At 73.6% G+C, this 21321-nt stretch carries 17 protein-coding genes; 12 read left to right on the top strand and 5 right to left on the bottom strand.

Annotated elements, in window-relative coordinates; all coding sequences use genetic code 11:
• The first annotated feature begins 3 nt into the window (after positions 1 to 3).
• The 10 genes from OTB20_RS04960 (at position 4) to OTB20_RS04915 (ending at position 14370) form a co-directional block, all read left to right on the top strand.
• Complete coding sequence (locus tag OTB20_RS04960) at positions 4 to 921, top strand: carbohydrate ABC transporter permease (RefSeq protein WP_267815385.1); 918 nt, start codon at positions 4 to 6, stop codon at positions 919 to 921.
• A gap of 5 nt (positions 922 to 926) precedes the next feature.
• Positions 927 to 2192 (top strand): 6-phospho-beta-glucosidase, encoded by a 1266-nt coding sequence (locus OTB20_RS04955; RefSeq protein ID WP_267815384.1) that lies wholly within the window; start codon positions 927 to 929, stop codon positions 2190 to 2192.
• Positions 2183 to 3202 carry an N-acetylglucosamine kinase gene (locus OTB20_RS04950; RefSeq protein WP_267815383.1) on the top strand — a complete coding sequence of 340 codons (1020 nt, stop codon included), beginning with the start codon at positions 2183 to 2185 and terminating at the stop codon, positions 3200 to 3202. The genes OTB20_RS04955 and OTB20_RS04950 overlap by 10 nt, the downstream gene beginning before the upstream one ends.
• Positions 3203 to 3475: 273 nt before the next feature.
• On the top strand, positions 3476 to 4879 hold the full coding sequence (locus OTB20_RS04945) for a hypothetical protein (RefSeq protein ID WP_420716328.1): 1404 nt from the start codon (positions 3476 to 3478) through the stop codon (positions 4877 to 4879).
• Between the two features lie 194 nt (positions 4880 to 5073).
• The gene (locus OTB20_RS04940; protein ID WP_267815591.1) at positions 5074 to 6009 is read left to right on the top strand and encodes a glutamate ABC transporter substrate-binding protein; all 936 of its coding nucleotides are present in this window, start codon (positions 5074 to 5076) and stop codon (positions 6007 to 6009) included.
• Positions 6010 to 6095: 86 nt separating this feature from the next.
• Positions 6096 to 7394 carry a hypothetical protein gene (locus tag OTB20_RS04935; RefSeq protein ID WP_267815590.1) on the top strand — a complete coding sequence of 433 codons (1299 nt, stop codon included), beginning with the start codon at positions 6096 to 6098 and terminating at the stop codon, positions 7392 to 7394.
• A gap of 5 nt (positions 7395 to 7399) precedes the next feature.
• On the top strand, positions 7400 to 10105 hold the full coding sequence (locus OTB20_RS04930) for a tetratricopeptide repeat protein (protein WP_420716333.1): 2706 nt from the start codon (positions 7400 to 7402) through the stop codon (positions 10103 to 10105).
• Positions 10106 to 10108: 3 nt separating this feature from the next.
• Positions 10109 to 11899 (top strand): protein phosphatase 2C domain-containing protein, encoded by a 1791-nt coding sequence (locus OTB20_RS04925; protein WP_267815382.1) that lies wholly within the window; start codon positions 10109 to 10111, stop codon positions 11897 to 11899.
• A 26-nt stretch (positions 11900 to 11925) separates the two neighbouring features.
• The gene (locus OTB20_RS04920) at positions 11926 to 13251 is read left to right on the top strand and encodes a vWA domain-containing protein (RefSeq protein WP_267815381.1); all 1326 of its coding nucleotides are present in this window, start codon (positions 11926 to 11928) and stop codon (positions 13249 to 13251) included.
• A 90-nt stretch (positions 13252 to 13341) separates the two neighbouring features.
• On the top strand, positions 13342 to 14370 hold the full coding sequence (locus tag OTB20_RS04915) for an FHA domain-containing protein (protein ID WP_267815380.1): 1029 nt from the start codon (positions 13342 to 13344) through the stop codon (positions 14368 to 14370).
• 67 nt (positions 14371 to 14437) lie between these two features.
• Here OTB20_RS04915 and OTB20_RS04910 read toward each other — a convergent pair whose 3' ends face one another.
• Positions 14438 to 15424 (bottom strand): methyltransferase domain-containing protein, encoded by a 987-nt coding sequence (locus OTB20_RS04910; protein ID WP_267815379.1) that lies wholly within the window; start codon positions 15422 to 15424, stop codon positions 14438 to 14440.
• 128 nt (positions 15425 to 15552) lie between these two features.
• On the opposite strand from OTB20_RS04910, the gene OTB20_RS04905 reads away from it, so the two are divergent.
• Positions 15553 to 15957 carry a globin gene (locus tag OTB20_RS04905; protein WP_267753692.1) on the top strand — a complete coding sequence of 135 codons (405 nt, stop codon included), beginning with the start codon at positions 15553 to 15555 and terminating at the stop codon, positions 15955 to 15957.
• A 49-nt stretch (positions 15958 to 16006) separates the two neighbouring features.
• On the opposite strand, the gene OTB20_RS04900 is transcribed toward OTB20_RS04905, so the two are convergent.
• Genes OTB20_RS04900 through ettA form a run of 3 tightly spaced genes read right to left on the bottom strand, consistent with a single transcriptional unit; the run spans position 16007 to position 18845 of the window.
• Complete coding sequence (locus OTB20_RS04900; RefSeq protein ID WP_267815378.1) at positions 16007 to 16711, bottom strand: hypothetical protein; 705 nt, start codon at positions 16709 to 16711, stop codon at positions 16007 to 16009.
• A complete protein-coding gene (locus tag OTB20_RS04895) occupies positions 16708 to 17169 on the bottom strand; it encodes an acyl-CoA thioesterase (RefSeq protein WP_267753689.1) in 462 nt (153 codons plus the stop codon). Before OTB20_RS04895 ends, OTB20_RS04900 begins: the two co-directional genes overlap by 4 nt.
• An 11-nt stretch (positions 17170 to 17180) precedes the next feature.
• Positions 17181 to 18845: an energy-dependent translational throttle protein EttA gene (gene ettA, locus OTB20_RS04890; protein WP_267753687.1), complete on the bottom strand. Its 1665-nt coding sequence runs from the start codon at positions 18843 to 18845 to the stop codon at positions 17181 to 17183.
• Positions 18846 to 19041: 196 nt separating this feature from the next.
• Here ettA and OTB20_RS04885 point away from each other — a divergent pair, with 196 nt between their 5' ends.
• A complete protein-coding gene (locus tag OTB20_RS04885; protein ID WP_267815377.1) occupies positions 19042 to 19671 on the top strand; it encodes a hypothetical protein in 630 nt (209 codons plus the stop codon).
• 99 nt (positions 19672 to 19770) lie between these two features.
• On the opposite strand, the gene OTB20_RS04880 is transcribed toward OTB20_RS04885, so the two are convergent.
• Positions 19771 to 21261 (bottom strand): bifunctional phosphatase PAP2/diacylglycerol kinase family protein, encoded by a 1491-nt coding sequence (locus OTB20_RS04880; RefSeq protein WP_267815376.1) that lies wholly within the window; start codon positions 21259 to 21261, stop codon positions 19771 to 19773.
• Positions 21262 to 21321: the final 60 nt, after the last annotated feature.

Below are 21321 nucleotides of genomic sequence, written 5' to 3'. Positions count from 1 at the left end.
GACATGAGCCAGACCCTCACCCCCGGCACGCGGCGGACCCCGCGTCCGGCCGCATCCGGTACGGCGGACTCCGCACAGGCCGTGCGCACCGCGCGCCGCCAGGCCGCCCTGCACTGGGTCGCCGTGCACTCCCTCGGCGTCGCGGCGGCACTCTTCTTCATCCTCCCCTTCGTGTTCCTCTTCCTCACCTCGGTGATGAGCGACCAGCAGGCGCTGACCCGCGACCTGTGGCCGCACAGCTGGGAGTGGGACAACTACGCGAAGGTGTGGGACACCCCCGGCTTCCTGACCTGGTGGCGCAACACCCTGCTGTACGCGGGCCTCGGCACCCTGCTGACCGTGGTCTCCTCGGTGCCCGTCGCCTACGCGCTCGCCAAGTTCCGCTTCCGCGGCCGGCGGCTGTCGCTGCTGCTGGTGATCGCCATGATGATGCTGCCGCCCCAGGTGGTCGTCATCCCGATGTACCTGTTCTGGGCCAAGCAGCTGGACCTGTCCGGCACCCTGTGGCCACTGATCATCCCGATGGCCTTCGGCGACGCCTTCTCCATCTTCCTGCTGCGCCAGTTCCTGCTGACCATCCCGAACGAGTACCTCGACGCGGCGAAGGTCGACGGCTGCGGCGAACTGCGCACCCTGCTCCGGGTGGTCCTGCCCATGGCGAAGCCCGGGATCGCAGCCGTGGCCCTGTTCCAGTTCTTCGCCGCCTGGAACGACTACTTCGGCCCGCAGATCTACGCGTCCGACAACCCGGCCGCCTGGACCCTCAGTTACGGACTGGAGTCCTTCAAGGGCGCCCACCACACCAACTGGAACCTGACCATGGCGGCAACCGTGCTGGTCATGGCCCCGGTGATCGTCCTCTTCTTCTTCGCCCAGAAGGCATTCGTCGAGGGCGTCACCCTTACCGGAGTGAAAGGCTAGTGTCCATGAAACTCGCAGTAGTCGGCGGCGGTTCCACCTACACCCCCGAACTGATCGACGGGTTCGCGCGGCTGCGCGACACCCTGCCCATCAGCGAGCTGGTGCTGATCGACCCGGCCGCCGAGCGGCTGGAGCTGATCGGTGGTCTGGCCCGGCGGATATTCGCCAAGCAGGGGCACCCGGGCCTGATCACCACCACCTCCGACCTCGACGCGGGCGTCGCCGACGCGGACGCGGTGCTGCTGCAACTGCGCATCGGCGGGCAGGCGGCCCGGCTCCAGGACGAGACCTGGCCGCTGGAGTGCGGCTGCGTGGGCCAGGAGACCACCGGCGCGGGCGGGCTCGCCAAGGCGCTGCGCACGGTCCCGGTGGTCCTCGACATCGCCGAGCGGGTCCGGCGCTCCAACCCCGACGCGTGGATCATCGACTTCACCAACCCGGTCGGGATCGTCACCCGCGCCCTGCTCCAGGCCGGGCACAAGACGGTCGGGCTGTGCAACGTGGCCATCGGCTTCCAGCGCAGGTTCGCCGCGATGCTGGACCTGACGCCCGCCGACATCTACCTCGACCACGTGGGCCTCAACCACCTCACCTGGGAGCTGGGGGTCCGCAAGGGCGGGCCGGAGGGCGAGAACCTGCTGCCGCAGCTGATCGCGCAGCACGGCGACGCCATCGCCGGAGACCTGCGCCTGCCGCGTCGGGTGCTGGACCGGCTCGGGGTGGTCCCCTCGTACTACCTGCGCTACTTCTACGCGCACGACGAGGTGGTCCGGGAGCTCGGGACCAAGCCCTCGCGGGCCGCCGAGGTCGCCGCGATGGAGAAGGAACTGCTCGGCCTGTACGGGGATCCCGCGCTGGACGAGAAGCCGGAACTGCTCGCCAAGCGGGGCGGCGCCTTCTACTCGGAGGCGGCGGTGGACCTGGCCGCGGCCCTGCTGGGTGACGGCGGGAGCGCCCTGCAGGTGGTCAACACGCTGAACAACGGCACCCTGCCCTTCCTCCCGGACGACGCGGTCATCGAGGTGCAGGCCCGGGTGGACCGCTCCGGACCGACCCCGCTGGCCGTACCCCGGCTGGACCCGCTGTACGCGGGGCTCATCGCCAACGTCACGGCGTACGAGGACCTCGCGCTGGACGCGGCACTGCGGGGTGGCCGCGAGCGGGTCTTCAAGGCGCTGCTGGCGCACCCGCTGGTCGGCCAGTTCGAGCTCGCCGAGGGCCTGACGGACCGGCTGCTGGCGCACAACAAGGAGCACCTGGCATGGGCGTGAGCCGGCCCCTTCCGCCGCAAGCGGCCGTCCTCGCCGTCGACGCGGGCAACAGCAAGACGGACGTGGCGCTGATCGCCGCGGACGGGCGCGTCCTCGGCACCGGGCGCGCGGGCGGCTTCCAGCCCCCGCGCGTCGGGGTCGAGGCGGCGGTGGACGTCCTCGGGCAGGCCGTCACCGAGGCGGTCGGGGCCGCCGGACCGGAGGGGGCCGCGGCCGGAGCCCCGTACGCCGTCCACGTGTCGGCCTGTCTGGCCAACGCGGACCTTCCGGTGGAGGAGCTCGGGCTCGCACAGGCCATCGGCGCGCGCGGCTGGGGCACGTCCACCGAGGTCCGCAACGACACCTTCGCGATCCTGCGCGCCGGACTCGGCGAGGCCGCCGGGGGGCCGCGCGGGGTCGCGGTGGTGTGCGGGGCGGGCATCAACTGCGTGGGGATGCTGCCCGACGGGCGTACGGCCCGGTTCCCGGCGATCGGGCAGCTCTCCGGCGACTGGGGCGGCGGTGGCGGACTGGCCGCCGAGGCCATGTGGTGGGCGGCGCGCGCCGAGGACGGCCGCGGCGGCCCCACCGAGCTCGCGGCGGCCCTGCCGGGCCACTTCGGGCTGGGGTCCATGTACGCGCTGATCGAGGCGGTGCACCTGGGCGCCATAGAGCCCGTCCGGATGCACGAGGTGGTGCCGGTGCTGTTCGCGGTGGCCGCCGCCGGTGATCCGGCCGCCGCGGCCCTCGTCGAGCGGCAGGCCGAGGAGGTGGTGGCGCTGGCCTCGGTGGCGCTGGAGCGGCTCGGGCTGCTGACCGAGGAGGCGCCCGTCCTGCTGGGCGGCAGCGTGCTGGCCGCCCGGCATCCGCTGCTGAACGGGCGGGTGGAGGCCCTGCTGGCCGAACGGGCCCCGTACGCCCGGGTCTCGGTGGTGACGGCCCCGCCGGTGCTGGGCGCCGGCCTGCTGGGCCTGGACGCGCTGGGGGCCGGCCCCGAGGCCTACGAGAAGCTGCGTGCCCATTTCGGGTGAACCGGGGCCCCCGCCGGAACCATCGCGGCCCGTGGGGCGTACTGACGGTCAAGGGGTGGCGGAGCGGACGGGCCGCGGCGGACGGGGCGTAGATCGCGGAGCGGCCCGGTACGGGCCGCAGACGGTTCGGGACCGGGCGGGGAGCGACCTGCCGGGACAGGACCGGGGGGACGGATCGGGGCGGATCGTGCCTGATCCAGCACCGGGTGCTGTGGTCCACCGCCACTAAGGCCATACTGCTGCGAAGCACGAAGGACCGAGGGGGAGGTCAGGGTGGCCATCACATCACGCGCGCCCGCGCCCGGCGGCGTCCAGGCGCCCTCCGGGCCGCCTGCGCCGCCGCCCGACGCGCTGCCCCGACGGGGCACCGCCTGGGCCGAGGGTGTGGAGCGGCTGCGCGCGGCGGCCACCACCGAGCCCGGCCGGCTGCGGATCATCGGCGCGGCCCTGGCCGCGCTGGTCCTGCTGTTCGGCGCCGTGGCCGTCTGGGAGATCTCGGGCCGGGTCGACGCGGCCGACGACGTCGTGGGCCGCAGCCAGCCGCTGAGCGCCGACGCGGCGAACATCTACCGTTCGCTCGCGGACGCCGACACCGCCTCGTCCAGTGGTTTCCTCGCGGGCGGCGAAGAGCCCCGCGAGGTCCGCAGCCGGTACGAGAAGGACATAGCCAACGCGTCCCGGCTGCTGGTGAACGCGGCGGCCAGCACCACGGCCGGCGAGGACTCCCGCAAGCAGATCACCTTGCTGAGCGAGCAGCTGCCCCGCTATACCGGCCTCATCGAACAGGCCCGGGCCACCAACAAGCAGGGCCTGCCGCTCGGCGGCGCATACCTCCGGTACGCGAACGAGCAGATGAGCACCCAGCTGCTGCCCGCCGCGCAGCGGCTCTACGAGGCGGAGACCGGGCGGCTCTACACGGACTACGACGACGCCCGCGCGCTGCCCCTGGCCGCGTTCGGGGCGGGTCTGCTCGCACTCGTCGCCCTGGGCTGGGCCCAGCGGCGCAACTACCTGCGGACGAACCGCGTCCTCAACCACGGGCTCGTCGCCGCGACCGCCGCCTCGCTGGTGCTGCTGCTGTGGCTGGCCGCGGGGCACACGGTCGCCCGGTCGGAACTGAGCGAGGCCCGCACGGACGGGCAGGAGTCCCTCAAGGTGCTCAATGACGCGCGGATCGCCTCGCTCCAGGCGCGGGCCAGCGAGAACCTGACGCTGATCTCGCGCGGAGCCGTACTGGCCGAGGACAAGAAGTCCGACAAGTACGACGTGGACTTCTCGAGCGAGATGAAGGACCTGGACGCGGGCCTGAAGACGGCGGCGAAACTGGCCGACGACGAGGCGGGCCGGGAGCCGGTGACCCGCGCCGCGGACGGTGTGAAGCGGTGGTGGGAACTGCACGCGGCGGCCCGGCAGACGGACCTGACGGGCGACTACCAGGGCGCCGTCGGGCAGGTCATCGGGGACAAGGAACACAAGGAGCCCACGGGGAGCGCCTTCGACACGGTGGACGCCTCGCTGGAACAGGCCGTGGTCCACGAGCAGCGGGAGTTCACCCGGGCTGCGCGGGACGGGCTCGGGGCGCTCGACGGTTTGGTGACAGGCACGGCGGCCCTGGCGGTCGTCGGTGCGGCGGCCGCCCTGCTCGGCGTCGGGCGCAGGCTTTCGGAGTACAGGTGAGAGCGATGCCGGGACGGGTGAAGCGCGGGAAGACGGCCGTGGGGGCAGCCTGGGCCGGAGGCGGCGGCACGGCCGCGGCGTCAGCCGGGGGGCCCTGGGCGGCCGATGGCCACGAGGGCGCCGCGGAGATCCAGGAGGTACGGGGCCTGCGGCGGCTGACCGGCCGGCTGCGCGGCTGGGGCGGGGTCGGTGCGATGGCCTTGGCCTGCGCGCTGACGGCGGCGGCCGTGCTGCTGCCACTGGCCCAGGCGGCTCCGGGCTCCTCGGGGGGCTCCTCGCTGGTGCGCGAGCCGGCCAGGATGGCCGTCGCTCCGCTGGCGCCCGCCGACACCTGCGAGAACCCGGAGGCGAGCCTGCGGCCCAACGGGCTGGACGGCTCGGCCATCCAGCGGATCCGCGCCGCGGGCCACCTGGTCGCGGGTGTGGACCAGAACAGCTTCAAATGGGGCTACCGCAACCCGGCCGGTGAGCTCGACGGCTTCGACATCGCCCTGGTCAAAGCCATAGCGAAGGACATATTCGGCGAGGACGGCAAGGTCATCTACCGGGCCGTCCCGACCAGTCAGCGCATTCCCGCGCTCAAGGACGGCACCGTCGACATCGTGGTGCGGACGATGACGGTCAACTGCAAGCGGCTGGAGGACGTCGCCTTCTCGACGGCGTACTTCGAGGCCGGGCAGCAGGTGCTGGCCCCCAAGGGTTCGGCGATCACCGGCTACGACGCCTCGCTGAAGGGCCGCCGCATCTGCACGGCGGCCGGCTCCACGGCGGAGGCGGAACTGGCCGTCCAGTCCTTCGGCTCCGTCCCGGTCAGCGTGCCCAACCAGCTCGACTGCCTGGTCCGGCTGCAGTTGGGCGAGGTGGACGGCATCATCACGGACAACGCCCTCGCCGCCGGCCAGGCCGCGCAGGACCCCTCGGTCCGGCTGGTGGGCTCCCCGTTCACCAGGGAGTTCTACGGGGTGGCCATGAACAAGGACGCCGGAGACCTGGTGCGCCGGGTCAACAAGGTGCTGGAGGATTACCGCGCGGGCGGCGCCGAGAGCCCGTGGATGTCGGCTTACCGGGCCCATCTGGAGCCCGTGCTGCCCGGCGTGGCCGGTCCGCCCGCTCCCAAGTACCGGGACTGAGGCCGGTGGCGGATTCTGAGCCAGATGTCACGAGACCGGAGGCGGGGTCGGTGGAAGCACATCCTGTGGGCGCGCAGCCGTCAGTGATGGACCGGGACGGCGTGGACCGCGCCCTGGCACGGCTGGGCGCGGAGCACGAGGCCGTCGAGACCTCGCTGCTCGCGCTCCAGGACCACGCCGGCCGCCGGCTGCTGGAGGGTGCCGGTCTGACCGGGGTCACCAAGGAGCGGTGGGCCGAGGCCGACACGGCCATCACCCGGCTGTGGCGGTACTTCGACGCCTACAGCGGGGCGCTGGGCGCTGCCCGGCAGATCCGGGAGCGGCGGCGCTGGCCGAGCCGCGAGGACCTGGTCGAGCTGACGGACCGGCTGCGGGGGCCCGGGGTGCTCATCTCCGGAGCCGCGGTGGAGGGGGTCCCGCTGGCGGAGCGGTTCTCGCTCGCCGAACTGGTGGCCCGGATGAACGAGCTGTACGCGGGCTCGCTGGACGTGGTGGTCGCCGCGGACTCGGTCTGGTCGGCGCTCCCGGCCCGGATCGACCTGCTGGCGGCCGAACTGCACCGCACCCGCGCCCTCGCCCACTCGGTGGGGGTCCGGCCGGGGGAACACCCCTCGGGGGACGACCTGGAGGCCATCACGGCCGAGTTGGCGGACTTGCGGGCCCGGGTGATCGAGGACCCGCTGGCGTTCTGGTTCGCGGTGGCCGGGAGTTCCGCGCCGGGCGGTGGCCGTCCGGACACCGGGCGCTACGACCGGGCCGCGCTCGCGCTGGAGGACGTACGCCGGGAGGTCGAGGCGGTGCTGGCCGTCCGGCAGGACGCCGAGCAGCGGCTGATCGGTCTGCGGGACGTGCTCTCGCGGGCCGACCGGACCCTGGCGGAGGCGCGCACGGCCCGCGGCGAGGTGCTGGCGAAGATCGCGGCGTCCGAGGTTCCCGCGGTGAGCGGACCGCCGACGGCGCTGCAGGAGCAGCTCTCGGCGGCGGCCGAGTACCGGCGCCAGGCCCAGTGGCACCGGCTGTCGCCGCTGCTGGAGTCGTTGGAGGAGCGGGCCGGTGAGGAACTGCGGCGGGCCCGCGAATCGTTGACCGCGGTGACTGCGCCGCTGGCGGTGCGGGCGGAGCTGCGCGGGCGGCTCGACGCCTACAAGGCGAAGGTGGCCCGGCTCGGCATGGCGGAGGATCCGCTGCTGATGGAGCGGTACGACACGGCTCGGCGGATGCTGTGGAGTGCGCCGTGCGATCTACGGGCCGCCGAGCAGGCGGTGCTGCGCTACCAGTGGGCGGCGGCCGAGGCGTTGCCATCGCAGCAGCAGGGGGACCAAGAGCGGCAAGGGCCGCAACCGGTGCGTGAGTGGCCCGACGGGCCGAGGGAGGGGGACGCGTGAGTCTGATCGAAACGGCGTGCATGCGCCCCGGCTGCCCGGGGGCGTACGAGGACATGGGCGGCGGCGAGGTCTACTGCGGCACCTGCGGGCTGGCGCCGGCCGGAGCCGTCGCGGCGGGCGCCGAGGAGCTGGTGTCGGTACCGACGGCGATGACGAGCGCGGCCCGCCACGGCGACTCGCAGGGCTCGCACGGGTCGGGAAGGTCCTCGTCCTCGTCATCGTCCTCGCGGGCTTCCCGGTCCTCACGGTCCTCTTCGTCCCGGCGTTCCGTGTCGGGCCGGCTGTCGCGTGCTCTCTCGGGGGCGGCGTCCACCCGGTCGGTGTCGGTGCGCAGTTCGGGTTCGGCCGCCTCCGGGTCGGGCCGCGGCCGGCTGGGGGCCGGGCTGGTCAACGTACCGGAGGTGCCTCGGCCGGATCCTTCGGCTGCGGTGCTGGAAAACCCCGAGGTCCCGGAGCGCAAGCGGTTCTGCTCGCGCTCGGACTGCGGCGCACCGGTGGGGCGGGCCCGTGGGGAGCGGCCGGGACGGACGGAAGGTTTCTGTACCAAGTGCGGGCACCCGTACTCCTTCGTGCCCAAGCTGCGCGCGGGCGACCTCGTCCACGGGCAGTACGAGGTCGCGGGCTGCCTCGCGCACGGCGGCCTGGGCTGGGTGTATCTCGCGGTGGACCGGGCCGTGTCGGACCGGTGGGTGGTGCTCAAGGGCCTGCTGGACACCGGGGACCAGGACGCGATGGCGGCCGCGATCTCGGAGCGGCGCTTCCTCGCGGAGATCGAGCACTCCAACATCGTGCGGATCTACAACTTCGTGGAGCACCTGGACCAGCGGACCGGTTCGCTCGACGGGTACATCGTCATGGAGTACGTGGGCGGCAAATCGCTCAAGGAGATCGCCAACGAGCGGCGCCGGCCGGACGGCCGCCGCGACCCGCTGCCGGTGGAGCAGGCGTGCGCGTACGGCATCGAGGCGCTGGAGGCGCTCGGCCACCTGCACACCCGCAACCTCCTGTACTGCGACTTCAAGGTCGACAACGCCATCCAGCAGGCCGATCAGCTGAAGCTGATCGACATGGGCGCGGTACGGCGGATGGACGACGAGGAGTCGGCCATCTACGGCACCGTCGGCTACCAGGCGCCGGAGGTCGCGGAGGTCGGGCCGTCTGTCGCCTCCGACCTGTACACGGTGGCGCGCACGCTGGCCGTGCTGACCTTCGACTTCCAGGGCTACACGAACGTGTTCGTGGACTCGCTGCCGGACCCGGAGCACATCGAGGTGTTCGGGCGGTACGAGTCCTTCTACCGGCTGCTGGTACGGGCCACCGACCCGGATCCGGGACGGCGGTTCGCGTCCGCGCAGGAGATGGCGGACCAGCTGACGGGGGTGCTGCGGGAGGTCGTCGCACTGCAGACGGGCCGCCCCAGGCCGCAGGTGTCCACCCTCTTCGGGCCCGAGCTGCGGGTGCCGGACGACCGGCTGTTCACCGACGAGTCGGGTGCGCAGGCGTCCCGGCTGGGTGAGCGGCCCGTGAAGCGGTGGCGGGTGGCGCGGGGTCCGGCTCCGGCCCGGGTGCCGGCCGCGGTCCCCGCTCCGGCGGCGGCTCCGGCGGTGGGGGCTGCGGCCGCTGCCGCCCCGGCGGCTCCGCCGCATACGGGGTACGGCGCGACCGGGCTGGTCACCACGGCGACGCACCGGGCCGCCGGTCCCGGCGTGCCGGCCCCGCGCCGGGCTCCGGCGGCCGCGCCGCCGCCACCCGTCGAGGCCGCCTCCTCGCGGCGGCCGGAGCGGTCCACGCTGGACACCCGCGAGGCCGCGCTGGCGCTGCCCGTGCCGCTGGTCGACCCCGGGGACCCCAACGCCGGGTTCCTGGCGGGCCTGCTGGCCTACGCGCCGGCCGACCTGCTGGCCGCGCTGGGCTCGGCACCGGCCGAATCCGCCGAGCTGCGGCTGCGGGAGCTGCGGGCCCGGCTCGAACTGGGCGGGGCCGACGCGCCGCTCGTCGCCGACGCGCTGACCCGGCTGGAGGCGCGGCATCCCGACGACTGGCGCGTGGTGTGGGCCCGGGGCGTCTCCTCGCTGGCCGTCGGGGAGGACGAGACGGCGGCCCTGTCCTTCGACGCCATCTACGACGCCTTCCCCGGCGAACCGGCGCCGAAGCTGGCGCTGGGGCTGTGCGCGGAGGTGCTGGGGCAGCTGGACAACGCCGCCGAGTACTACCGCCTGGTGTGGGCCACGGACCCGGGCTTCGTCGGGGCGGCGTTCGGGCTGGCCCGGGTGCAGCTGGCCGCCGGGGACCGGGGCGGAGCCGTGCGCACCCTGGAATCCGTACCGGAGGCCTCGATCCACCACACCGCCGCGCGGGTGGCGGCGGTACGGGCACGCCTGCGCGACCGGTCGCCCCAGGAGGCGCTGCTGCCCGATCTGAAGGCGGCCGCGGCGCAGGTGGAGGCGCTGGGCAGGTTCGGCCTGGACTCGGTGCGCCATGAGCGGCTCAGGGCGGAAGTTCTGGGCACGGCGCTGGACTGGGTACTGTCGGGTAGCCGGGGTTCCGACTCCGGCCTTCCCTCGCTGCTCGGCTGCCAACTGGACGAGCGGGGGCTGCGCTTCGGACTGGAGCGCTCGTTCCGCGTGCTGGCACGGCTGGCGCAGCGGGGCGACGAGAGGATCGAACTGGTGGAGCGGGCAAACCGTTTCCGTCCCCGGACGTGGGTGTGATTGATGTCGATGCATCGGCTGTCGGGCTGCCCCAGCTGCGCGGAACCGCTGGAGGAGGGTGATCGTTTCTGCGGCCTCTGCGGCCACGCCCTCACGGGCGCCGCTCTCGCGGGCGCCGCCCCCTCCGGGGCCTGGGCCCCGGAACCCGCCCCGGCTCCGCCCGTGACCCCTGCGGCGGTGGCCCCTGCGGCTGCGGTCGCCCCGCCCGCTCACGCTCCGGTCGCGGCGGATCCGCCCACCCCGCCGGCCGGGATTCCGGCCGGGGTCCCCGCGACGCGCGGACGCCCGTCGTCCGACGAAGGCCGCGCGACCCGGCACTCCGGCGGCTACGCCGAACCGGCCGCCGCCGGATACGCCGGCGAGTCCGCGCCCGGCTGGGGCAGCGTCTCCACCGCCGCCCCCACCCTGGTCCCGGGCCCCACCGGCTGGTCCGCCCCCGGTCCCCACGGCGCTCCCGCGGCCCCCGAAAGCCCGTACGCCACGCCTCCTCTGGGCCGGCACCCGGCGGACACCACCCCGTACGGCGCGAGCGCGCAGGGCGCGGGTTCCGGGGCCGGAGCCGCCTACGACGGCTCTGCCACCCCCGGCCCCGGGGAGCAGGCCGCCCGCTACGACCACCCCGTCCCACAGGCGCAGCACCCCGGGGCCGAGGCCCCGTACGGCGCCGCGACCGGCGGGCACGGCCCCGCCGCCCAGGGCGACGACGGCCCGCAGGAGCCCGGTGCGGGGCACGGAGTCCCGTACACCGCAAGTCCCGCCCCGCAGGAGTACGCCCCGCAGGGCGAGGCCCCGTACGGCGCCGGACCCGCCCAGGGGCACTCCCCCGAGGGCGAAGCCCCGCACGCCGGCCCCGCCCCGCAGGCGGAGACCGGCGGGAAGACCTGTGTGGCCTGCCGTGCCGGGCGGGTGGACACCGACGGGTACTGCGAGCACTGCGGCCACGCGCAGCCCCGGGAACGGGACCACCTCGAAGAGGAGCTCGGGAGCGTCGCGGCCGTCAGCGACCGCGGGCTGCGCCACCACCGCAACGAGGACTCCTTCGCCGTCGCCGCCACCGCGCTGCCCGACGGATCCGCCGCCACCGTGGCCATCGTCTGCGACGGCGTGTCCTCCGCCAGTCGCCCCGACGAGGCCTCGGCGGCCGCTGCCGCCGCCGCCAACGAGGCGCTGCTCGAAGCCCTTCCCCGCGGAGCCCACCCCCAGGAGGCCATGCACGAGGCGATCCTGGCCGCCGCCACCGCGGTGAACGCCCTCGCTCCCGAGGTGCCCGGCGCCCAGAACGCCCCCGCCTGCACCCTGGTCGGCGCCGTCATCAGCAGCGGGCTGCTGACCATCGGCTGGGTCGGCGACAGCCGTGCGTACTGGGTCCCGGACGACCGCGCGGCCCTCCCCCGTCGCCTCACCGAGGACGACTCCTGGGCCGCCCAGATGGTCGCGGCGGGCCTGATGGGCGAGGCCGAGGCCTACGCCGACGTCCGCGCGCACGCCATCACCGGCTGGCTCGGGGCCGACGCGTACGACCTGGAACCGCACACGGCCACCTTCAAGCCCGACCACGACGGTGTGGTCGTGGTCTGCACCGACGGCTTGTGGAACTACGCCGAGTCCGCGCGCGACATGGCCCGGATCCTCCCCTCCGACGCCGCCGTCCGGCCCCTGCACAGTGCGCAGGTCCTGGTGGGGCACGCCCTCGACGGCGGCGGGCACGACAACGTCACCGTGGCCATCGTCCCCTTCTCCCCGACCCCGCCGTCGCCGGCCTCGAGCCCCGCCACCCCGCAGACCCAGGCCTGACCCCCCTCTCCGAGGAGTAGCGACCGATGGCGAACTTCGCCAAGCCGAGCGCCCCGCGCTTCAGCGTGGAGGTGTACCAGAACGAGTTCCTCGCCGAGGGCTCCCGCGACGTGCACGCCATCGTCACGGTCACCTCCACCGGTGGGGCCGCGGCCACCCGGACGGCCGTCGCCCCGGGCGGCGCCGCCGTGGTGATCATGGTCGACTGCTCCGGCTCCATGGAGTACCCGCCCGAGAAGATGCGCGGCGCCCGCGAGGCGACGGCCGCGGCCGTCGACACCCTCCGCGACGGCACCGCCTTCGCCGTGCTCGCCGGTACCCACGTGGCCAAGGAGGTCTACCCCGGCCAGGGCCGGCTGGCCCTCGCCGACCCGGTCACCCGTGCCCAGGCCAAGGAGGCCCTGCGCGGCCTCTCCTCCGGCGGCGGCACCGCCATCGGCACCTGGCTGCGCCTGGCCGACGGCCTGCTGCGCCAGTCCACCGCGGCGATCCGGCACGGGATCCTGCTCACCGACGGACGCAACGAGCACGAGGACCCGGCCGTGCTCCGCGCCACGCTCGACGCCTGCGCGGGCCGTTTCACCTGTGACGCCCGCGGTGTGGGAACCGACTGGGAGGTCAAGGAGGTCACCGGCATCGCGGGCGCGCTGCTCGGCACGGCCGACATCGTGGCCGATCCGGCCCATCTGGCCGAGGACTTCACGCGCATGATGGAGAACGTCATGGGCAAGGAGGTCGCGGACGTCTCGCTGCGCCTGTGGACCCCGGTGGGCGCGGAGGTCCTGTACGTCAAACAGGTCGCTCCCGCCGTACAGGACCTGACCGGTCGCCGTACGCAGGCGGGCCCGCGCGCCGGCGACTACCCGACGGGTTCGTGGGGCGACGAGTCCCGCGAGTACCACGTGTGCGTACGGGTCGCGGGCGCGGCCGTCGGCCAGGAGATGCTGGCCGCGCGCGCCTCGCTCGTCATGCCGGGGGCGCCCGGCGAGGACCCGGCCGTTCTCGCCCAGGGCCTGGTCCGCGCCGTCTGGACGGACGACCTCGCCGCGTCCACCGCCATCAACCAGCAGGTGGCCCACTACACCGGGCAGGCGGAGCTCGCGCAGGCCATCCAGCAGGGCCTGGAGGCGCGCAAACTGGGGGATGTCGGCGGCGCCACGGCCAAGCTCGGCCGGGCCGTGCAGCTGGCGAGCGCCTCGGGCAACGCCGACACCGCCAAGCTGCTCGCGAAGGTGGTGGACGTGGTCGATGCGGCGGCGGGTACTGTGCGGCTGAAGGCCAAGGTCGCCGACGCGGACGAGATGACACTAGAAACGCGTTCCACTCAAACCGTTCGAGTGCGAAAATCTTGAAGTAAAGCTTGACGCCCTGGTCAGACGCGGATCAGACGCGAAGAAGAAGACCCTGCCTCATGGACGCAGGAAGAAGGAGGAAGCGCCGCGATGCCGACCTGCCCGAACGGGCACCAGTCCGCCTCCGACGACTGGTGCGAGGTCTGCGGCCACCGCATGGCCGCCCCTACGGGCACCCCCGGGGCGCCCTCCTACGGCTACGGCTACCCTCCCGCCGGCGAGCCGACCGCACAGGCCGAGCTCTGCCCGCAGTGCCGGACCCCTCGCGAGGCCATGGCCCCGTACTGCGAGGAGTGCCGGTACAACTTCCTGACCCGGACGGCGACCTCGTACACGCCGCTCGCCCCGGACATGTCGCCGCCCCCGTCCCCGGGCGCGCCCGCGGCCCCGCCGGCGTACTCCCAGGACCACTTCGACTACCAGGGCTCGCGGCCCTCCCGGGTCAACCGCCCGGCCGAGCCGCTGCAGCGCGAGGACGACTGGCTGCTGCCGCCTCCGGCGCGCCAGGAGTACCAGCAGCCCCCTTACCAGCAGCAGCCTCCGCCGCCGCAGCACCAGCAGCCTCCGCCGCACCAGCAGCAGCCTCCGTACCAGCAGCAGTCGTCCCGGACCGGGCAGTACCAGCCGCCCCCGGCGCCGCCTCAGCACCACCAGCAGCAGGCGCCGCAGCACCACCAGCCCTATCAGCCGCAGCAGCCGCAGCACCAGGGCGGCGGCTCCTGGACCGCGACCATCGGCCCGGACCGCTCGTACTTCCTGGCGATGATGGAGCGCAGCGGCCCCGAGGCGACCGGGCTCAACCTGCCCGCTTACTCCCCCGAGCAGCACCTCCCGCTCACGGGCGGCCAGATCACCATCGGCCGCCGTCGTGCCTCGACGGGCGAGTCCCCCGACATCGACCTGTCGGTGCCCCCGGAGGACCCGGGCGTCTCGCACCAGCACGCGGTGCTCGTCCAGCAGCCCGACGGCAGCTGGGCCGTGGTGGACCAGAACTCCACCAACGGCACCACCATCAACGGCGGCGAGGACACGATCCAGCCCTACGTGCCGGTCCCGCTCGGCGACGGCGACCGCGTCCACGTCGGCGCCTGGACCACGATCACCGTCCGGCGCGGCTGACCGACCGCCCGGCCGCCTGCCGACCGCTGAGCGGCTCAGCAGCCCACAGCACCACCAAGCCCCGGCGCTAGCCGGCCGGGGGCTCCCCCAGGGGCCACACGTAGGGCCCCTGGGGATCGTCGAGCCAGGACCACTGCCCCGCGGCGCCGACCGTCACCCCGAAGCGCTCGCGCGCCGGCCGGTCCTCGCGCCGCCACAGGTCCAGCGCCTCCCTCGGATGCAGTGCGCCCGAGGTCAGCACCAGCATGAACTGGAAGCGCTCGTTCTCCACCAGCTCGTAGGGAAGCCCCTGCGGCGTCCCGTACGTGCCCGGCGGAGCAGCCGTGGCACCGCGCAGCGGCACGAAGTAGGCCGGGGTGTGCAGGAAGCGGCCCTCGGCGAACTCCGCGTCCCGCACCGTGAGCGCGATCAGCCCGGTCGACAGCGGTGCCAGGATCCGGGCCCCGGGCCGGCACTGGCCCAGCCAGGCGTGCGGGATCAGCGGGATCGTGCAGGTCACCAGGATCCGGTCGAAGGGGGCGCGGGCGGGGCAGCCGCGGGCCCCGTCGCCGGTGACGACGGCCGGGTGGTAGCCGAGCCGGGCCAGGTGCGAGCGAGCCGATTCGGTGATCTCCTCGTCCAGGTCAACGGTGGTGACCAGCTCGTCTCCGAGCCGGTGGCACAGCAGCGCCGCGTTGTACCCGGTGCCCGCGCCGATCTCCAGCACGTTGTCCCCGTCGCACACGTCCAGGGCCTCCAGCATCTTCGCCATCAGCGAGGGCTGGCTGCTGGAGGAGACGAGCTCGCCGTCGCGCAGTCGGGTGGCGAGCGGGCCGTCGGTGTAGACCCCGCGCAGCCAGCGGGCCCGCAGTCCGGGGTCGGGGTCCTGCTCCCAGAGCCGCTCGTGGCCGGCGCCTCGGCCGGTGTAGTAGTACGGGACGAACACGTGCCGGGGCACGGCGGTGAAGGCCGCCCGCCAGTGCGGATCCTCCAGCGCCCCGGCGGCGGTCAGCTCCCGGACCTGAGCGGCGTGCGCGGTCTCCCGGACGTCGCGTACCTCGGCGTGTGCGCCCATGTCTCCACTGTCCTGCCGACACCGCCGGGGTGCGACCGCGCTGCGGGCGCGCCGTGGACGGGATGCGCCCGCGGAGAGCAGGTCCTAGGACCGGAGTCCTGCGTCCGGGCGTCTGAGACGATGGTCGGGTGAACGAGATTCCGCGGGGCACGGTACAGGAGCAGACCTTCTACGAACTGGTGGGCGGCGAGGACACCTTCCGCCGTCTGGTCCACCGCTTCTACCAGGGAGTCGCCGAGGACCCGCTGCTGCGCCCGATGTACCCGGAGGGGGATCTCGGTCCCGCCGAGGAGCGGTTCGCGCTGTTCCTGATGCAGTACTGGGGCGGCCCGAACACCTACAGCGAGAACCGCGGCCACCCGCGCCTGCGCATGCGGCACGCGCCGTTCCAGGTGGACGCGGCCGCGCACGACGCGTGGCTGGCCCACATGCGGGTGGCGGTGGACGAGCTGGCCCTCGCTCCGGAGCACGAGGCACAGCTGTGGCGGTACCTGACGTACGCCGCCGCGTCGATGATCAACACGACGGGCTAGCCGGTACGGGATTCCGGGAGATCCCGTACGGCTCGGCGGGCCGGACCGGCTAGACCGGCCGGACGAGCAGGGCGCCGAGGCCGCCCGGGCGGCGCGTGGCCACGGAGCCGTACGGGGTGCGCAGCCGCAGCCAGCCCCCGGAGGCGAACAGCGCCGCCGGTTCGGGGGCGCCGGGCGCGGCGGGCACGGTGGCCCGTACCGGCCGCAGGAAGCCCAGCGACTGCGCGGCGTGCACGGCGCGCAGCGGAAGTTCGGTGTCCCCCAGCGTGCGGGACCAGATCTCGTGGCCGATGCGGTCGCGCTCGGAGCGGGTCCGGTGCTGCGGGGGCAGGGCCTCGTCGCGGGCCCGGAACTCGGCGACGGCCGCGGCCAGGGCGCCGGCCATCGCCTCGGGCCCGGGCAGCCCGGCAACCGGGGTCCAGCCGCCGCGGGGCGGCAGCACTCCCGCCCAGGGCGGTCCGGTGACGGCCGCGGGGGTGACGGCGCCCGCACGTTCGCCCTCGTCCACGGACTCCAGCAGCTCCCCGGCCGAGACGGTCAGGTCGAGCGGAGCGGAGAGGGTCGCGGCGAGCCGCACCGTACGGATGGCCACTACGTCGAAGGACGGCGGCCTCCCGAAGACGGCGAGCGCACCGCCGCCGGCCTGCGCCTGCAGGCGGACGGCGGCGGCGCGGTCGTAGTGCACCAGCCGGCCCAGGAAGGCGGCGAGGTCCGCCGCCTCCCCGGAGTCGGCGAAGTGCAGCTGCTCGTTCATGCCGCGATGCCCCTGGCAGCGGCGGCGGCCTCGGGCTCGTCCAGGTACTCCTGGAGGAAGAGCTTCTCCTCGGCCGTGATGCGGCGGGGCCGCCCCTCGGCGAGGTTGTAGGGCACGACCACCGTCGAGGCGCGCACGTAGACCGTCTCGGGCGTCTCGTCGGTCGCCTCGTCCTTGACCTCGTAACGGATGGTCAGGGACGCGGCGCCTATCCGGGTCACCCAGGACTCGATGAGGACCGGCTCGTGGCGGTGCACGAGGGGCAGCTTGTAGTCGATCTCGTGACGGGCCACGACGGAACCGCCCGTGAAGGACTCACTGCCCTCCCCCGGCGCGAGGCGGAACATGAAGTCGATCCGCGCCTCCTCCAGATAGCGGAGGAAGACGACGTTGTTGACGTGCCCGAAGGCATCCATGTCCGCCCAGCGCAGGGGGCAGCGGTAGTGATGTCTGGCCATGGCCTTCGACCTCAGCCTCGGGTGAGCTTCTTGTAGGTGGCGCGGTGCGGACGGGTCGCGTCCGCGCCGAGCCGCTCGATCTTGTTCTTCTCGTACGACTCGAAGTTGCCCTCGAACCAGTACCACTTGGATTCGCCCTCGTACGCCAGGATGTGCGTGGCGACCCGGTCCAGGAACCAGCGGTCGTGGGAGATGACCACGGCCGCACCCGGGAACTCCAGGAGCGCGTTCTCGAGCGAGGACAGGGTCTCGACGTCGAGGTCGTTGGTGGGCTCGTCGAGGAGCAGCAGGTTGCCGCCCTCCTTGAGCGTCAGCGCGAGGTTCAGGCGGTTGCGCTCTCCACCGGAGAGGATGCCGGCCGCCTTCTGCTGGTCCGGACCCTTGAAGCCGAAGGCGCTGACGTACGCGCGGGACGGCATCTCGACCTGGCCCACGTTGATGTAGTCCAGCTCGTCCGACACGACCGCCCAGAGGGACTTCTTGGGGTCGATGTTGGCGCGGCTCTGGTCGACGTACGAGATCTTGACGGTCTCGCCGACCTTGACGGCACCGGAGTCCGGCTCCTCCAGGCCCAGGAGCATCTTGAACAGCGTGGTCTTGCCGGCGCCGTTCGGGCCGATGATGCCGACGATGCCGTTGCGCGGCAGCGTGAAGGACAGGTCGTCGACCAGGACCTTGTCGCCGAACGCCTTGGAGAGGTTGTTGACCTCGACCACGATCGAGCCCAGACGCGGGCCCGGCGGGATCTGGATCTCCTCGAAGTCCAGCTTCCGCATCTTGTCCGCCTCGGCGGCCATCTCCTCGTAGCGAGCGAGACGGGCCTTGGACTTGGTCTGGCGGCCCTTGGCGTTGGAGCGGACCCACTCCAGCTCTTCCTTGAGGCGCTTCTGGCGCTTCTCGTCCTTGCGGCCCTCGACCTTGAGACGCGTGGCCTTCTTCTCCAGGTAGGTGGAGTAGTTGCCCTCGTACGGGTGGGCACGGCCGCGGTCGAGCTCGAGGATCCACTCGGCGACGTTGTTCAGGAAGTACCGGTCGTGAGTGACGGCCACGACGGCGCCCGCGTACTGCGAAAGGTGCTGCTCCAGCCAGTTCACCGACTCGGCGTCGAGGTGGTTGGTGGGCTCGTCGAGGAGGAGCAGGTCCGGGGCCTCGATCAGCAGCTTGCAGAGCGCGACACGGCGCTTCTCACCACCGGAGAGGTTGGTGACGGCCCAGTCGCCGGGCGGGCAGCCCAGGGCGTCCATGGCCTGCTCGAGCTGGGCGTCGAGGTCCCAGGCGTTGGCGTGGTCCAGGATCTCCTGGAGCTTGCCCATCTCGTCCATGAGCGCGTCGGTGTAGTCGGTCGCCATTTCCTCGGCGACCTCGTTGAAGCGCTTCAGCTTGCCCATGATCTCGGCCGCGCCGTCCTGCACGTTCTCCAGGACGGTCTTGGACTCGTCGAGCTTCGGCTCCTGCATGAGGATGCCGACGGTGAAGCCGGGAGACAGGTACGCCTCACCGTTGGACGGCTGCTCGAGGCCCGCCATGATCTTGAGGACGGTGGACTTACCGGCGCCGTTGGGGCCGACCACACCGATCTTCGCGCCGGGCAGGAAGTTCAGGGTGACGTCATCAAGAATCACCTTGTCGCCGTGCGCCTTGCGCGTCTTACGCATGGTGTAGATGAACTCAGCCAAGAGAAACCGTCCGGCAGATCGATGGGTGGGCAGATACACCCCATCTTGCCTGACGTCCATCCCCCGGGGGAAACCCGTATGGTCCCGGGGCCGCCCTTGCCCGGTCCGGAAAAGGGCCCCGGAGCCAGGCGCCGCACGGCAGGATGGCGCTGACCAGGAGTGGCCGGGGGCCGCGGCGGGGCAGGGGAGGCACAACATGGACAGCGGACTGATCGCGCTCGGGGCCGCCGTGGTCGGCGTGACCGGGACTTTGCTGGCGACCGTGGTGTCCCAGCGGATGCTGGCGCGCGTACAGGCGGCCCAGTTCGACCGGGAGCAGCGGGACGCCCACACGCGGTGGCTGCGGGACCAGGAGCTGACGGAACTGTCCCGCCGGCGCGATTGCTACACGGCGGCCAACGCGGCGTACCGGCGCTACCGGATCGCCCTCATGAACTTCCTGTGGGCGGTCCACCGGGCACAGGCCACCCCGGCGGACCGGGCGGTGGTCGAGGAGGCCAGGGGCGGCCACCACGCCGCCTTCGCGGAAGCGCAGATGATCGCTTCCGCCGACGTGCTCGCGGAGCTGGACCGGATGACGAAGATCATCGCGGGCGCCCATGCCCGGACGATGCGCCTGGCGGAGGGAATTCCCGAACCGGACGGCTCGTTCGAGGAGATCCACGCCGAGCTCCTGACGATCACACAGCGCTGGGTGGGCATGCGGGGCGCGATGCGGTCCGATCTCGGGCTGGTCGCCTCGGCGGACGGCGCGCCGAACGCGGCCGACTGCCTGCCGCCGGCGGCTCCGGCGACGGGCCCGCCGGGCCTGCCGCGGGAGGGCTGACGGGTCCGGAGGCCGTCGGCCTGACGGTCCGGAGGCCGACCGGGGTACGGGCACCCTGGCGCAGGCCGCCCGCACCCGCGTCCGCGGCCCTTTTGGCCGTCAGTGGGGGCGGTACACCATGAGGGCGTCCGGGAGGTCGTCCAGGACGAGGGCGGCCGGGGCGTACGCGTGCTCCCCGTCGTAGGCGAGCGGGGTCCCGGCGGGGATGTCGCTCAATCGCAGGCTGCGCAGCCGGGTGGCGACGTGGACCGGGGAACGGGTCAGCGGGCCCGCGAACGCGGCGGCGAGCAGGCGGGGACCGGGGCGGCCGCCGCCGTGGACGAGCCGGACGTCGAGCAGGCCCTCGCCGAGGCTCTTGCGGTAACGGGGCGCCGGGCCCGTGCCCTGATAGGTGCCGTTGCCCGCGAAGAGCAGCCAGACACTGCGCGGCTTCCCGGCGAGGCTGAGCCGTACCGGACGCTCGGCGCGCAGCACCCGCCAGGCCGCCAGCAGGGCGGCGGGGCCGCCTCCGATGCGGGGCGCCCAGCGGAGCCGGTGGCCCAGCAGCTCCGGGTAGGCCCCGATGCTGAAGTTGTTCAGGAAGTACCCGGCCCTGGTGTCCTCGGGGTCCGGCCCGGGCCCCGGGGTGAAACGGCCGACACCGATGTGGACCGCCTGCCCGGCCGCCACGGCCCGGCAGGTGTCCTCGGCTCCCGCGAGGCCGAGGTCGAGCGCGAAGTGGTTGAGCGTGCCGCCGGGGAACACCGCCAGCGGGATCCCGGCGCGCAGCGCGGCGGTGGCGGCGGCGTTTATCGTGCCGTCCCCGCCGCACACGCCGAGCACGGTGGCCCGCTCGGCGGCCGAGGCCAGCTCGGCGGCGAGCTCCGGCCCCCCGCACTCGACGAGCTCGGCCTTCGGCAGCCGCTCCCGCAGTACGTCGAGCCCCGCCATGGCGGCCGAACCCGACCCGGTGTTGACCACCACCGTGAGCCCGGCCCCGTCGGGCAGGGCGGGCGCCCCCACGGCGGCCCGCTCGTCACCCGGAGCGATCCGGGCCTCCTCGACGTCCCGGGTGAACCGGCGGACGACGAGCCCGGCCGCCACCCCCAGCGCGGCGCCCGCGAGCACGTCCGAGGGGTAGTGGACCCCGGTGTACACGCGGGAGAAGGCGACGGAGACCGCGACCGGGGCCAGCGCGGCGCCCCACAGCGGGTGCTCCAGCGCCACTCCGGCGGTGAAGGCGAACGCGGACGCCGAGTGCCCCGAGGGGAAGGAGGTGGTCCGCGGCTGCGTCGTGAGCTGCCGCACTGCGGGCACCCCGTCAAGCATCGGCCGGGGCCTGCGTACGGACCACTTCCCGATGGTGTTGATGGTCGCCGAGGCCAGTGCCAGCGAGGCGGCCCCGCGCACGGCGGCCTTCCGCGCCCTGGCCGAACCGAGGACGGCGATCGTCGCGGCGGCCCCGCCCCAGAGCAACCCGTGGTTCGCGGCCCGCCCGAGCCGCGGCAGTACCCGGTCGGCCCCCGGCCAATGCCGCCGGGCCACCACGTCGAACACCCACCGGTCCCCTCGTGCGACCGCGCCCCGCCAGGTCAGCTCTTGATCAGCCATTCCCTGCACCTACCCGAACGCCGCGCCCGGAATCCGCCCCCCTCCCCCCACCCCGAGCAC

This window comes from Streptomyces sp. H27-H1 (assembly GCF_026627445.1).
Lineage (GTDB): Bacteria > Actinomycetota > Actinomycetes > Streptomycetales > Streptomycetaceae > Streptomyces.
The sequence above is the reverse complement of the archived record's forward strand: the minus strand, read 5'-3'. Positions and strand labels throughout refer to the sequence as shown.